Source organism: Siminovitchia sp. FSL W7-1587 (assembly GCF_037963795.1).
GTDB classification, from domain to species: Bacteria; Bacillota; Bacilli; order Bacillales; family Bacillaceae_C; genus Siminovitchia; species Siminovitchia thermophila.
On sequence record NZ_CP150169.1, the window covers coordinates 3932181 to 3946688 of the forward strand.

Below are 14508 nucleotides of genomic sequence, written 5' to 3' on the forward strand. Positions count from 1 at the left end.
AATTTAGCCGACATATCAAGCAAGAAACACAACATACTATTTCATGAGCGAAAAATTGTATATTTTATGAAAAAGTATGCTACAATGCAATACATAACTATTTAACAGCAGCATCATTTCCACGATGAAACCAGCGTATAGTTATTAAAGGGGTGAGAGTTCATTGTTTAAATTCAATGAGGAAAAAGGACAACTAAAGTGTTCCTTTTGTGGAAAAACACAGGAGCAGGTTCGTAAACTGGTTGCCGGACCAGGTGTATATATATGTGATGAATGCATAGAGCTCTGCACCGAGATAGTCGAGGAAGAGCTTGGAACAGAAGAGGAATTTGAGTTTAAGGATATCCCGAAGCCGCGTGAAATTCGCGAGATTTTAAAAGAATATGTAATTGGCCAGGAACAGGCGAAAAAATCACTTGCTGTAGCGGTTTATAACCATTACAAGCGGATAAATTCCAACAGCAAAATCGATGATGTGGAATTGACGAAAAGTAACATCTGTTTAATTGGACCGACTGGAAGCGGAAAAACACTCCTTGCCCAAACACTCGCCCGGATTTTGAATGTGCCATTTGCGATTGCGGATGCGACTTCTTTAACTGAAGCGGGATATGTCGGGGAAGATGTCGAGAACATTTTATTAAAATTAATCCAAGCCGCAGACTACGATGTGGAGAAAGCGGAAAGAGGGATTATTTATATTGACGAGATAGACAAAATCGCCAGAAAGTCGGAAAATCCTTCCATTACACGTGACGTATCTGGAGAAGGGGTACAGCAAGCTCTCTTGAAAATTTTGGAAGGAACCGTTGCCAGCGTTCCGCCCCAAGGCGGAAGGAAGCATCCCCATCAGGAATTCATCCAAGTTGATACAACCAATATTCTCTTTATATGTGGAGGAGCATTTGATGGAATTGAACAGATCATCAAACGCCGCCTTGGACAAAAAGTGATTGGGTTTGGTTCTGATAATCAAGGTGATGAGGTTGAGGAAAAAGGATTACTGGCCAAAGTGCTGCCGGAAGATCTGCTTCAATTTGGGTTAATTCCGGAATTTATCGGACGCCTTCCTGTCATTTCAAGCTTGGAACCTCTTGACGAAGACGCGCTCGTTGAAATCTTGACGAAACCAAAGAATGCCCTCGTCAAGCAGTATCAAAAAATGCTTGAGCTTGACAACGTGGAACTTGAGTTCGAAGAACAGGCCCTCCGTGAAATCGCTAAAAAAGCAATTGAAAGAAAAACCGGAGCGCGCGGCCTTCGCTCCATTATTGAGAGCATCATGCTGGATGTCATGTTCGACTTGCCTTCTCGAGAAGACATCAAAAAATGTATCATTACAAAAGAGTCCGTTTTGAACGACTTGCCTCCAAAACTCGTACTGGAAGACGGTACCATTTTAAAAGGGGCATAATATAAGATGAAAGGAAGCAAAATTGCTTCCTTTTTTTGTTTGAAAGAAATGTACCGTTTATTCCTGATCGCCTACGGAGATACTACCCATATGCAAAAAAAGTGATCAGGAGGGAAGGCGATGAACTGGACAGTCATAGTTTTGTTCATTCAATTATTTTTTGGGACGGTTATCGGGCTCTATTTTTTTAACTTGCTCAAAAATCAAAGGACCCAAAAAGTAACAATTGATCGCGAATCGAAAAAAGAAATGGAGCAACTGCGTAAAATGCGCTCCATTCAATTAACGGAACCGCTATCTGAACGTGTCCGTCCAACAGACTTTGCAGAGATTGTTGGCCAGGAGGATGGAATCAAAGCACTGCGGGCAGCACTTTGCGGCCCAAATCCCCAGCATGTCATTATTTATGGCCCCCCGGGAGTAGGTAAAACAGCAGCCGCTAGGCTTGTTCTTGAAGAAGCTAAAAAAAATCCGCGTTCTCCCTTCCGTTCAAATTCCGTATTTGTTGAGCTTGATGCGACTACAGCCCGATTTGACGAACGAGGAATCGCAGACCCGTTAATCGGCTCGGTGCATGACCCCATTTATCAAGGTGCGGGGGCGATGGGACAAGCGGGAATTCCGCAGCCTAAGCAAGGCGCTGTTTCGAATGCCCATGGCGGTGTGTTATTTATTGATGAAATCGGCGAACTTCATTCAATCCAAATGAACAAGCTGTTGAAGGTTTTGGAGGACAGAAAAGTATTCTTTGAAAGTGCTTATTATAGTGAAGAAAACAATCAAATTCCCGCGCATATTCACGAAATATTTCAAAGAGGGCTTCCTGCCGATTTCAGGTTAATCGGCGCCACTACCAGGACGCCCAGTGAAATCCCCCCAGCCATCCGTTCGCGTTGTATGGAGGTTTTTTTCAGGGAACTTGACCAGCCTGAAATAATGAGCGTAGCAAAAAATGCAGCAAATAAAGTCAATCTTTCTATATCGGAGAAGGGTCTTTCCACTTTATCGTCTTTTGCTTCAAGTGGTAGAGAAGCCGTAAATATGATTCAAATTGCCGCGGGAATTGCCATCACGGAGAACAGGAACCATATTCTTGACTCTGATTTGGAATGGATTGTGCAGGCGAGCCAATTAACACCAAAATATGAAAAGAAAATAGGAAAAACGCCCACGGTGGGCATCGTCAATGGACTGGCGGTTACCGGGCCAAACAGCGGCGCACTCCTCGAAATTGAAGTTATCGTCATTCCTTCAAAGGATGCCGGCTCCATCAATATTACCGGAATCGTCGAGGAAGAAAGCTTTAATGGACAGGGAAAATCGGTTAAACGTAAAAGCATGGCGAAAGGTTCATTGGAAAATGTGTTAACGGCATTAAGGTCGATGGGAGTTCCGGCGAATCAGTACGATATCCATGTAAACTTTCCGGGCGGTATTCCGATCGACGGTCCTTCGGCCGGCGTTGCGATGGCCGCGGGGATTTATTCCGCCGTTTATAAATTGCTCGTGAAAAACACTGTCGCCATGACAGGGGAAATCGGTATCAAAGGGGATGTGAAACCTGTCGGGGGAATTTATTCGAAAGTAAAAGCGGCCAAACGGGCCGGAGCGAAAACGGTACTCATTCCAAAAGAAAACATGCAAGCGATTTTAAAAGACATTCAAGGCATTGAAATTGTTCCTGTTTCAAGAATAGAAGAGGTATTTTCAGCAGTGTTCGTCAACAACGCCGAACATGAATTTGTTTTCCCGGATATATTTGAAAAGGACAGTAAGAAAAGTGTTTAGTGCGACTTGCCGATTTGTACAAAAGCTTTGAACTTGGACCAATGTATGTAACAATGCCTGTTCCTCGACATAAACTGTCTTCATAAGCTAAAATGATATAAGCGGTCAGAACGTCTTTTTATAAAGGAAGATATTTTATTGGGAGGTGCACGAATGTGACGAAACAAAAAGAATCGTTCGTTCCCCTGCTTCCATTACGTGGAATGCTTGTGTTCCCTACAATGGTGTTGCATCTTGATGTCGGGAGGGAACAATCCGTACAAGCATTGGAACAGGCGATGCTCACCGACCATCTTATTTTTTTGACGACTCAAAAAGATACATCCATTGATGAACCCGGTGAGGACGATATATATAAAATGGGGACGCTGACGAAAGTCAAACAAATGCTCAAGCTGCCAAATGGAACGATCCGCGTTCTTGTAGAGGGGCTTACCCGGGCTGAAATGAAAAAGTATGTTTCGATGGAAAATTACTTTGCAGCCGATTTGGAGCTTTTTAAGGACGATGAAGAAAAAGATGTTGAAATTCAAGCATTAATGAGAACGATGCTTGAATATTTTGAGCAATATATCAAGCTTTCCAAAAAAATCTCGGCCGAAACATTTGCGACCGTTTCTGATATTGAAGAGCCTGGAAGAATGGCTGACATAATCGTGTCACACTTGCCATTAAAGCTGCAGGACAGGCAACAAATCTTAGAAACGATTGATGTGAAAGAAAGACTCGCCAAAGTGATTGAAATCATCCACAATGAAAAAGAAGTACTTCATTTGGAGAAAAAGATTGGTCAGCGGGTCAAACAATCCATGGAAAGGACTCAAAAAGAGTACTATTTGCGTGAACAGATGAAAGCGATCCAAAAAGAGCTTGGCGAAAAAGAAGGGAAGACCGGGGAAATTGCGGAGCTTACCGAAAAAATTGAGAAAGCCGGAATGACCGAGCATGTCAAGATGGCCGCGCTCAGGGAGTTGGACAGGTATGAAAAGGTCCCCGCCACATCTGCAGAAAGCTCGGTTATAAGAAATTATTTGGATTGGCTTATCGCTTTGCCATGGACGAAAGCAACAAAGGATGATTTGAACATCAATAAAGCGGAGAGAATTCTGGAGCGTGATCACTACGGGTTGAAGCACGTCAAGGAGCGCGTGCTTGAGTATTTGTCTGTTAAGCAATTGACGAAATCACTAAGAGGCCCGATTCTATGTTTAGTCGGTCCCCCGGGAGTCGGTAAGACAAGCTTGGCCCGCTCCATTGCCCAATCAATGGGAAGGAATTTTGTGAGAATTTCGCTTGGTGGCGTTCGGGATGAATCGGAAATCAGAGGGCACAGGCGCACTTATGTCGGTGCGATGCCTGGCCGAATTATACAGGGAATGCGAAAAGCGGGGACCATAAATCCTGTTTTTCTTTTGGATGAAATTGATAAAATGTCCAATGATTTTCGTGGAGATCCATCTTCTGCCATGTTGGAAGTGCTTGATCCGGAACAAAATAAAACTTTCAGCGATCATTACATCGAAGAAACATACGATCTCTCCAATGTGATGTTTCTCGCTACGGCCAATGATTTGGCAACCATTCCGGGGCCATTGCGCGACCGGATGGAAATCATTACGATTGCTGGATATACGGAAGTCGAAAAAATTCATATAGCGAAAGACCATTTATTACCAAAACAAATTAAGGAACATGGTTTAACCAAAAGCCAGTTGCAAATCAAGGAAGAGGCTTTGAGGAACATCGTCCGTTACTATACGAGGGAAGCCGGCGTTCGTGAACTGGAAAGACAGCTTGCTTCAATCTGCCGAAAGGCCGCCAAAATGATTGTTTCCGGGGAAAAGAAGCGGGTGATTGTCACAGTACGAAATTTAGAGGACTTACTTGGCAAGAAAAAGTACCGCTATGGCCAAGCTGAAATGGAAGACCAGATTGGAGTGGCGACCGGGCTTGCCTATACAACAGTGGGAGGCGATACGCTTCAAATCGAAGTGACGCTAACACCTGGTAAAGGAAAGCTCATATTAACGGGAAAGCTTGGCGATGTTATGAAAGAATCGGCACAAGCCGCATTTAGTTATGTCCGTTCCAAAGCGGAAGAGTTGAAATTGCCCGATGACTTTCACGAAACATGTGATGTGCATATTCATGTTCCGGAAGGAGCGGTTCCTAAAGACGGGCCTTCAGCTGGAATTACGATTGCTACTGCTCTTGTGTCAGCATTGACTGGCCGCAAGGTAAAAAAGGAAGTAGGAATGACAGGGGAAATTACACTCAGAGGCAGAGTATTGCCAATCGGCGGTGTAAAAGAAAAAGCGATGGGCGCCCACCGGGCAGGCCTGACAACGATTATAATACCAAGGGATAATGAAAAAGACATTGACGATGTTCCAGAAAGTGTTCGGGCGTCTTTAACATTTTATCCCGTATCCCATATGGATGAAGTGCTTGAATTGGCATTGACAGGAGAAGCAAAATGAATGTAAACAATGTAGAGCTCGTCATTAGCGCCGTAAAACCGGAACAATATCCTAATGAAGGTCTGCCGGAATTTGCCCTTGCCGGCAGATCGAATGTGGGGAAGTCTTCTTTTATAAATAAAATGATCAACCGCAAAAGCCTGGCCCGGACTTCATCCAAGCCGGGAAAAACCCAGACGTTAAACTTTTACAAAATTGAAGAAAAGCTATTTTTTGTAGACGTTCCCGGCTATGGATATGCGAAGGTATCAAAGAAAGAGCGGGAAGCCTGGGGGAAGATGATAGAAACGTATTTTACGAGCAGAAAAGAGCTGAAAGCAGTTCTGCTGATTATTGATTTGCGCCATCCCCCGATGGATGATGATGTACTCATGTATGACTTTTTAAAGTATTATGAACTGCCTTGTATAGTTATTGCCACAAAAGCGGATAAAATCCCTAGGGGCAAGTGGCAAAAACACGTTAAAATGGCAAAAGAAACGTTAAACCTGCAACAGGAAGACAAAATCATCGTCTTTTCCTCGGAAACAGGGGAAGGCAAGGATAAGGTATGGGGAATACTGGGAGATTTTCAAAATTAAGATAGAGTTTTTTCCTGATCAGAGGCTGAGACACAACAAAATCAGCTGATGAAAAAACGAACAATAAAGTAAATTTATTCAGTAGGCGTTTTTTTCCCTCTCCTATTGATGTTAGTTAAACGAATCCGGCATTTAGGTGCCGTTATCTCCCACTTAGCCCTTTTGTATTCACTCAAGATTTTGAAGTGGGAGTCTTACGGCGCCTTACATGCGGGATCAATTGTCCTAGTGTATCATACGCAAGCTTTTAGCGTAGTCAAAATAGGTAGACTCCTGCGGGAATAGCTCGAGTTGAAGATCCCGCAGGAAAGCGACCTTTGCTTTCCGAGGAAGCTGAAGAGACCTGCGGAAAGCGAAATATGTTGACGTAGTAAAATCTTGAGAATAAACCGCATGAAATCAAGGTTTTTAAACTTGATTCCATGTGGTTTATTTCATTTTACAGGGTTTTGTCCCGGCCCCTTTGCTATTTCGTATTTGCTTATGTCCCAGCCTTTTTTACAGCTTGGCTTTTGATCTGTTGGCCATCAAAAATTGGTTATAGAGCTGCTCGGAAATTGACTGATTGAAAAGATCACGCGTCTTTGACTTTCGGGCATATAAAAAAAGCTTGTGGAGAAAATGGTTATCTCGACCAGCTGATTTGGAATATGCTCCTGCTGCTATTTTTTTCGCTGGAGAAATAGAAAGTATAATCCAACACCAATAAAGAATATGGGCCAAAAATTCTCAACGACTGAAAGATCATAACCCTTGGCGGCTGCCCACTGAGTTAAGCGGTCAAAAAACAGTAGGAGAGTTGCGGCGATTAAAAAAAGCAACCCCAACATAAATCCTGATCCTGTTTTAATATATGTCAGCAACAACCCGACAGAGACAAGCAAAAGAAACACTCCGGCATGGTCTTGAAACAGCTCGAACTTATGGATGACATGAAAGTGAATGCCAATACCTGTTAGGACGACGCCCGGCAAAATAAATTCGTAATTTTTCTGCTTGTAAGCCTGGGTGATAAAACCGACGCCCAAAATGATGATGAGCGTCGGCCAGGTGTATAACCCGTCAAAGAATTGTACATTATATTGTTGTAGCAGGAAGTATAGGCCAAAGCCCAAAAACGTAATTCCGGAAAGAATTGCCTTTTTTGTCAAAATACTCACACCCAACTCTAATTCATTGATTTCAGTATGTTTATTTGATATGTTCCATTAAGGGAATAATCCGGATTATAACTTGTGAATAGGCTTGTTCACAAGCCTATCAGTAAAGGTGTTTGGTTTTCGCCCTCTATACCTTTAGGTCATAACCCTGGGACGAATATACACTTGCGGTGATTGACGCCAAGATGGATTGAAGTCAACAGTCTATCATATATTCGACTTTGCGGCCACGCTGAATACAGGAAGAATACACGCTTATTCGGCAAAGCTTATCCAGAGTTCACCTCGTCGCCAAGCTTCATCGTAGAAGCTTTCACGATGTGATAGAAGCCAGGTAGCCTGTCTACGCGCTTATTGCCCGTCGAAGTCATAAGGAAAGCTAGATCTCAGCTGAAACGGAGAAGAATGCGCTCCTAAGGCACTTCCTATACAGGAGAGCGTTCACCTAGTCACAAAGCAGCACGAAGTTTATTCGAGGAATTTGTACATGAGGTGAATGAAATCAGCAGCTTGTCTCCGCATTTATATATCCGGCTGCGGCTCCTAGCCCCTCGAGGTCATGAGTCATTCAGCCTGTGCGGCAAAATACGCCGCCGTGCTGTCTGTCTTATGCTAGTCGGGGCTGATCAGTCGTCTCCGCACTTAAATATATCATATTTCGGTTTCTGTTCACATCTTTTTTAGAATTCTTCTAATCTAAATGGTATACTAGTTGTAGTAGCATTTACATGGAGGTGCCTATATTCATATGCACATCATCGTTGTAGGATTAAATTATCAAACGGCCCCCGTGGAGATCAGGGAGAGGCTTGCTTTTGCCGAAAATGATTTGTCTTCAGCCATGCTGGAGTTAAAAGGCAGAAAAAGCATTCTGGAAAATGTTATCGTATCCACCTGCAATCGGACGGAAGTGTATGCAGTGGTGGATCAACTTCATACAGGGCGCTATTATATAAAGCAATTTTTGTCTGATTGGTTCCAAATCGACAAAAGTAAATTCGAAGAGCATTTATTCATTTATGAAAGTGACGCGGCTGTCAAGCATCTTTTTAAAGTGACATGTGGTCTGAACTCCATGATTCTCGGCGAAACCCAAATTTTGGGACAAATCCGTGACAGCTTTCTTTTGGCACAAAAGAACGGGGCAACCGGCACAGTGTTTAACCATTTGTTAAAGCAGGCGGTTACATTGGCCAAGCGTGCCCATTCCGAAACGGATATTGGAGCAAATGCCGTATCGGTAAGCTATGCCGCGGTGGAGCTCGCCAAAAAAGTGTTTGGCCACTTACAGGACAAGCATGTGTTAATTATTGGCGCAGGAAAAATGAGCGAGCTTGCCATTAAAAATTTATATTCTAATGGTGCCACAAAAGTAACGGTTATCAATCGGACATTTGAGCGGGCAAAAACATTGGCCGACCAATTTTCCGGACATGCCAAATCCTTAAAGGAACTCCAATGCACTGTCATGGACGCGGATATTGTGATCAGCTCGACTGGAGCTAAAGATTACATTCTTACAAGCGGCATGATGACTGTAATGGAAAAAATGAGAAAAGGCCGTCCGCTTTTTCTCGTTGATATAGCCGTACCGCGTGATATTGATCCTGCCATATCGCAAATGGAGAACGTTTTTTTATACGATATAGACGATTTGGAAGGAATTGTCCAAGAAAATCTTGCTGAGCGGAAAGCTGCTGCAGAGAAAATCATGGTAATGATTGAACATGAACTTTCAAACTTTAAAGAGTGGCTGAGCATGCTGGGAGTCGTTCCGGTAATTGCCGCTCTAAGAGAAAAAGCTTTATCTATCCAAGCGGAAACAATGAAAAGCATTGAACGGAAACTGCCAGATTTAACGGATCGCGAAAGGAAAGTATTGAGTAAACATACGAAAAGCATTATTAATCAGCTTTTAAAAGATCCTATTTTGCAAGTGAAGGAATTTTCGGGAGAACGGGATGCTGCCCAAAAAATAGCTCTTTTCAAACAAATTTTTGACTTGGATATAGTGGAGGAAGCGCAAGGCGAGCGGGAATCGGAAAAAAGTTCGGATAAGAAAAAAATACGCTTCGCGGCAGCTCTGCCTTCTCTCCACTCATAGAGGAAAAATACAATGATTGAATTGATTTTGGCGAGGCTCCCGGAAATTGTCATTGTGATTTATGCTTTATCTATCCTGTTTTATTTTATTGATTTTGTTCAACAAAACCGGGAGGCAAGCCGGCTTGCTTTCCGGTTGCTTTCGATTGTTTGGATTCTTCAAACAATCTTTTTGTTTATATATATGTATCATGCGGGAAGGTTTCCGGTGCTGACCCTGTTTGAGGGATTGTATTTTTATACGTGGGTGCTCATTACGTTATCGCTGGCAATCCATAAAATATTTCAAGTGGACTTTACTGTTTTTTTTACAAATATCATTGGTTTTATTTTTATGGCGATTCACGCTTTCGCGCCTGCGCAAAGCTTCGCGGTTTCTGCGGAACAGCTCATGTCCGAACTGCTCCTAATTCATATAACGATGGCGATATTATCGTACGGAGCTTTTTCTATCTCTTTCGTTTTTTCCATTTTGTATCTGCTTCAATATCGTTTGTTGAAGAGGAAAAAATGGAAAAAGAAGTTATGGCGATTAACGGATTTGGCGAAGCTGGAAAGGAGTTCCTTTGCGTTAAATGTCATTGGGGTGCCAATGCTTTTACTAAGTTTAATCCTCGGACTCCGCTGGGCGGTTATGAAACTCTCAGTCTTTTATTGGTATGATCCCAAAATAGTCGGTTCCTTTGCTTTACTGGGCATTTATGGGCTTATACTGTATCTTCATATGAAAAAGCAACTGTATGGACGGAAGTTGGCTTTATGGAACACTGCGGCTTTTTTGCTGGTCTTGATTAACTTTTTCCTGAACAGCCGACTATCCACATTTCATTATTGGGATTCTTAAATATTCATGTCGTTTGGAGGCAATATAAATGAGAAAAATTGTGATTGGATCAAGGAGAAGTAAGTTGGCTTTGACGCAAACAAATTGGGTGAAAGAACAGCTGAAACAACTTGGTGCCCCGTTTGAGTTTGAAGTGAAAGAAATTGTAACTAAAGGGGACCGCATCCTTGATGTCACTTTATCCAAAGTCGGCGGAAAAGGGCTGTTTATTAAGGAAATTGAACAGGCCATGTACGATGGGGAGATTGATATGGCTGTTCACAGCATGAAGGATATGCCTGCAGAATTGCCCGATGGTTTAATGATCGGGTGTATTCCCCCGCGAGAAGATCATCGTGATGCTTTTATTTCAAAAGGGAATGTCAAGCTGAAGGAACTGCCTCCGGGATCTATCGTTGGCACGAGCAGTTTGAGAAGGAGCGCCCAGATTCTTGCGCAGCGACCTGACCTAGAAATCAAGTGGATACGCGGCAATATTGATACAAGGCTTAGTAAGCTGGAAACAGAAGAATATGATGCGATTATTTTGGCTGCCGCGGGATTAATTCGAATGGGATGGAATGACGAGATTGTCACGGAGTACTTAGATCCTGATGTTTGTTTGCCGGCCATTGGGCAAGGAGCTCTGGCGATTGAATGCCGTGAGGATGATCATGAATTGCTTCGAGAGTTGGCGAAGCTAACGTGTGAAAGAGCCGCCAGAGCAGTCAATGCCGAGCGGGCTTTCCTTCATAAAATGGATGGAAGCTGTCAAATCCCCATCGGCGGATATGCAAGAATCCTGGAAGATGACACGATTGAACTGGCAGCTCTCGTCGCTTCACCTGATGGAAAACTTCTTTATAATGAAATCGTGAAAGGCACAGATCCGGTGAAGGTGGGTATGAAGGCGGCAGAAAGCTTGATGGAGCAAGGAGCCGGCGAGTTGATTGAAAAAGTTAAGAAGGAACTGGACCAATGATGGAAAGGCATCCCTTAAAAGGGAAGCATGTCCTCATTACAAGGGGCGGGGAGCAAGGAGAAAAATTTTGCCATGATGTTGCTTCTGCCGGCGGAATTCCCTACATGGTGCCGTTGATTGACTTCCGTCCGTATGAAGACTTGAATGCCCCATGTTTTATTCGATCGCTCGATCGGTATGATTGGATTATTTTTACAAGCCGGAACGGGGTAAAATACTTTTTTCGCCATATTGGACATGGGCGCGAGTCATTTGAACTCGTTAAACAACATATTCGCTTTGCGGCAGTAGGAGAAAAAACGAGAGCGGAACTAAGACGCTATCATATTTCAGCCGAATTTATGCCAAACGTTTATACGGCTGAAGATTTTGGACGTGAATTTTTTCAACAAGGATATACCGCAAATCGAGTGCTTATTCCAAAGGGAAACTTGGCAAGCAAGACAGTTGCGGAGCATTTTCGCAGACGAGGTATCATCGCTGACGAATGGATTGTTTATGAAACGTTTTATCCGACTAAGGATGTCACCAGGCTTGTCCAAATTTTGCGGGACAATCAGTTGGATGTGGCATGCTTTACAAGTCCTTCCACTTTTCATCACTTTATGAAATTGGTGAATCAGTATCATTTGCGCGAACATGCTGGTAAAATAAATTTGGCCAGCATTGGCAAAGTGACGAAAAAAGCGATCGAGGAAGAAGGATTTTCCGTGAAAATTTGTCCGAGAAACTATACAATCGACTCGATGTTTCATGAGCTGTGTCAATTTTACGGACAAAAAGAAAGGAAAGAATAGCAATGGAACCCATTCAGTTTAAACGCCATCGGAGACTGCGGAAATCCGCCAATTTAAGAAAAATGGTGAGGGAAACCCATCTCCATGCGGAAGATTTTATTTATCCGCTCTTTATCGTGGAAGGTGTAAATACAAGGAATGAAGTCTCTTCGATGCCGGGTGTAGAGCAAATTTCCTTGGATTTGCTAAAGGATGAAATTGATGAACTTGTGTCACTGGGGATTCAATCGGTTATTTTGTTTGGAGTACCCGATGAAAAAGATGACTGTGGAACAGGGGCATATGATGACGAAGGAATTGTTCAAAAAGCGACCCGTGTGATCAAAGAGCATGCTCCTGAAATATTGGTCGTTGCCGATACATGCTTATGTGAATATACGGATCACGGCCATTGTGGGCTTGTCGAAGACGGTGTGATTTTGAACGACTCCAGTCTTGAATTGCTTGTACAGACAGCGGTCAGCCAGGCGAAAGCAGGTGCGGATATCATTGCCCCTTCTAATATGATGGACGGCTTTGTTGCTGCTATTAGAAAGGGGTTGGACGACAGCGGATTTCAGGATGTGCCCATTATGTCCTACGCTGTGAAATATTCCTCCGCCTTTTATGGACCGTTTCGGGATGCGGCCAACAGTACACCTCAATTTGGAGACAGGAAAACATACCAAATGGACCCTGCAAACAGGTTGGAAGCCCTTCGTGAGGCAGAGTCGGATATGGATGAAGGAGCAGATCTTTTAATTGTCAAACCTGCATTATCCTATCTTGACATTATCCGTGATGTAAGAAACAACTTCAATGTTCCGGTTGTTGCCTATAACGTAAGTGGGGAATACTCGCTCATTAAAGCCGCGGCCCAAAATGGCTGGATTGATGAACGGGCAACTGTGTTGGAAATGTTGACGAGCATTAAGCGGGCCGGAGCAGATATTATCATTACATATTTTGCAAAAGATGCCGTGAAATGGCTGCAAGAGGATAAATAGGAGGTTTTATGGATGCGTTCTTACAATCGATCAAAGGAAGCATTTAAGGAAGCGGAAACGTTGATGCCAGGTGGTGTAAACAGCCCTGTACGTGCATTTAAATCCGTGGAAATGGACCCGATTTTTATGGAACGGGGAAAAGGAGCCCGTATTTTCGATATTGATGGAAACGAATATATCGATTATGTGCTGTCATGGGGGCCGCTTATTTTGGGTCATGCCGACGAACGGGTTGTTTCAGCTATCAAAGACACGGCTGAGAAGGGCACAAGCTTCGGGGCATCAACCTTGGTGGAGAACAAACTGGCCAAGCTTGTACAGGAACGTGTTCCTTCTATCGAAGTGATTCGCATGGTTTCTTCAGGAACTGAAGCAACAATGAGTGCACTGAGACTTGCAAGAGGTTATACTGGCAGGAATAAAATCATCAAGTTTGAAGGCTGCTACCATGGTCATGGGGATTCCCTCTTGATTAAAGCGGGCTCTGGCGTCGCCACCCTCGGTTTGCCGGATAGCCCCGGGGTTCCGGAAGGGGTAGCCAAAAACACTATCACTGTTCCATACAATGATCTGGACAGTGTACGGGTTGCTTTTGAACAGTATGGGGAAGATATCGCCGGTCTTATCGTGGAGCCGGTCGCAGGCAATATGGGCGTTGTTCCGCCGGTTGAAGGTTTTCTTGAAGGCTTGCGTGAATTGACAACGGAATATGGTGCTTTACTCATCTTTGATGAAGTGATGACAGGCTTTCGCGTTGATTATCATTGTGCACAAGGTTATTATGGCATCACACCCGACATTACTTGCCTCGGAAAAGTGATTGGCGGGGGTCTTCCTGTTGGGGCGTACGGAGGAAAAGCCGAAATTATGAGACAAATTGCGCCCAGTGGGCCTATTTACCAAGCGGGAACCTTATCGGGAAATCCGCTTGCCATGACAGCCGGATATGAAACGCTTGTTCAGCTTACGCCAGAAGCATATACAGAATTTAACCGCAAAGCGGAAATGTTGGAAAAAGGATTAACGGAAGTTGCAAGCAAATACGACATACCGCATACCGTCAACCGGGCGGGTTCCATGATCGGCTTCTTTTTTACAAATGAAACGGTTACGAACTATGACAAAGCAAAAACGAGCGACCTTTCTCTCTTTGCTGCTTTTTACAAAGAAATGGCCAACAACGGCATCTTTTTACCGCCGTCGCAGTTTGAAGGACTATTTTTATCCACAGCCCATACAGATGAAGATATTGAAAAGACGCTGGATGCCGCTGAACGGGCATTTGTCGCGATTACAAAATAGGAAAACCGGGATTGCTTCCCGGTTTTTTTGTATGTTAAAAAGTATAAAATGTGAGCCTCCAAGCCCGCCTAAAGCATGTAACATGCAGGCTG

Annotated in this window: 11 protein-coding genes; 10 read left to right on the forward strand and 1 reads right to left on the reverse strand. The window is 43.6% G+C overall.

Annotation, left to right across the window (positions count from 1 at the left end; translation table 11 throughout):
* Positions 1–163 precede the first annotated feature (163 nt).
* The 4 genes from clpX to yihA all read left to right on the forward strand — a co-directional run bounded on the left by clpX (position 164) and on the right by yihA (position 6263).
* Positions 164–1414 (forward strand): ATP-dependent protease ATP-binding subunit ClpX, encoded by a 1251-nt coding sequence (clpX, locus tag NST31_RS18485; RefSeq protein WP_077111233.1) that lies wholly within the window; start codon positions 164–166, stop codon positions 1412–1414.
* 120 nt (positions 1415–1534) lie between these two features.
* Positions 1535–3202, forward strand: coding sequence for an ATP-dependent protease LonB (gene lonB / locus NST31_RS18490; protein WP_339162530.1), 1668 nt, complete (start codon positions 1535–1537; stop codon positions 3200–3202).
* Between the two features lie 155 nt (positions 3203–3357).
* A complete protein-coding gene (gene lon / locus NST31_RS18495; protein WP_205178278.1) occupies positions 3358–5682 on the forward strand; it encodes an endopeptidase La in 2325 nt (774 codons plus the stop codon).
* On the forward strand, positions 5679–6263 hold the full coding sequence (gene yihA / locus NST31_RS18500) for a ribosome biogenesis GTP-binding protein YihA/YsxC (RefSeq protein WP_205178276.1): 585 nt from the start codon (positions 5679–5681) through the stop codon (positions 6261–6263). Before lon ends, yihA begins: the two co-directional genes overlap by 4 nt.
* Positions 6264–6925: 662 nt before the next feature.
* On the opposite strand, the gene NST31_RS18505 is transcribed toward yihA, so the two are convergent.
* Positions 6926–7414, reverse strand: a complete 489-nt coding sequence (locus tag NST31_RS18505) for a DUF5668 domain-containing protein (RefSeq protein ID WP_339162531.1) — start codon at positions 7412–7414, stop codon at positions 6926–6928.
* Between the two features lie 757 nt (positions 7415–8171).
* On the opposite strand from NST31_RS18505, the gene hemA reads away from it, so the two are divergent.
* From hemA to hemL, 6 genes are read left to right on the forward strand one after another with little or no spacing between them, the layout of a single operon-like run.
* On the forward strand, positions 8172–9527 hold the full coding sequence (gene hemA, locus NST31_RS18510) for a glutamyl-tRNA reductase (protein ID WP_339162532.1): 1356 nt from the start codon (positions 8172–8174) through the stop codon (positions 9525–9527).
* Between the two features lie 12 nt (positions 9528–9539).
* Positions 9540–10370 carry a cytochrome c biogenesis protein CcsA gene (gene ccsA, locus NST31_RS18515; RefSeq protein WP_205178270.1) on the forward strand — a complete coding sequence of 277 codons (831 nt, stop codon included), beginning with the start codon at positions 9540–9542 and terminating at the stop codon, positions 10368–10370.
* A gap of 28 nt (positions 10371–10398) precedes the next feature.
* Complete coding sequence (gene hemC / locus NST31_RS18520) at positions 10399–11331, forward strand: hydroxymethylbilane synthase (protein WP_205178266.1); 933 nt, start codon at positions 10399–10401, stop codon at positions 11329–11331.
* Positions 11328–12128: a uroporphyrinogen-III synthase gene (locus NST31_RS18525; protein WP_205178257.1), complete on the forward strand. Its 801-nt coding sequence runs from the start codon at positions 11328–11330 to the stop codon at positions 12126–12128. The genes hemC and NST31_RS18525 overlap by 4 nt, the downstream gene beginning before the upstream one ends.
* Positions 12129–12130: 2 nt before the next feature.
* Positions 12131–13114 (forward strand): porphobilinogen synthase, encoded by a 984-nt coding sequence (gene hemB / locus NST31_RS18530; protein WP_205178255.1) that lies wholly within the window; start codon positions 12131–12133, stop codon positions 13112–13114.
* Positions 13115–13126: 12 nt separating this feature from the next.
* The gene (gene hemL, locus NST31_RS18535; protein WP_339162534.1) at positions 13127–14416 is read left to right on the forward strand and encodes a glutamate-1-semialdehyde 2,1-aminomutase; all 1290 of its coding nucleotides are present in this window, start codon (positions 13127–13129) and stop codon (positions 14414–14416) included.
* Positions 14417–14508 lie beyond the last annotated feature (92 nt).

Bases quoted from the DNA above. Each gene is read 5' to 3' on its own strand.
- hemB (WP_205178255.1), top strand. From the start codon at position 12,131: ATGGAACCCATTCAGTTTAAACGCCATCGGAGACTGCGGAAATCCGCC.
- hemL (WP_339162534.1), top strand. From the start codon at position 13,127: ATGCGTTCTTACAATCGATCAAAGGAAGCATTTAAGGAAGCGGAAACG.
- ccsA (WP_205178270.1), top strand. From the start codon at position 9,540: ATGATTGAATTGATTTTGGCGAGGCTCCCGGAAATTGTCATTGTGATT.
- lonB (WP_339162530.1), top strand. From the start codon at position 1,535: ATGAACTGGACAGTCATAGTTTTGTTCATTCAATTATTTTTTGGGACG.
- NST31_RS18525 (WP_205178257.1), top strand. From the start codon at position 11,328: ATGATGGAAAGGCATCCCTTAAAAGGGAAGCATGTCCTCATTACAAGG.
- hemA (WP_339162532.1), top strand. From the start codon at position 8,172: ATGCACATCATCGTTGTAGGATTAAATTATCAAACGGCCCCCGTGGAG.
- yihA (WP_205178276.1), top strand. From the start codon at position 5,679: ATGAATGTAAACAATGTAGAGCTCGTCATTAGCGCCGTAAAACCGGAA.
- hemC (WP_205178266.1), top strand. From the start codon at position 10,399: ATGAGAAAAATTGTGATTGGATCAAGGAGAAGTAAGTTGGCTTTGACG.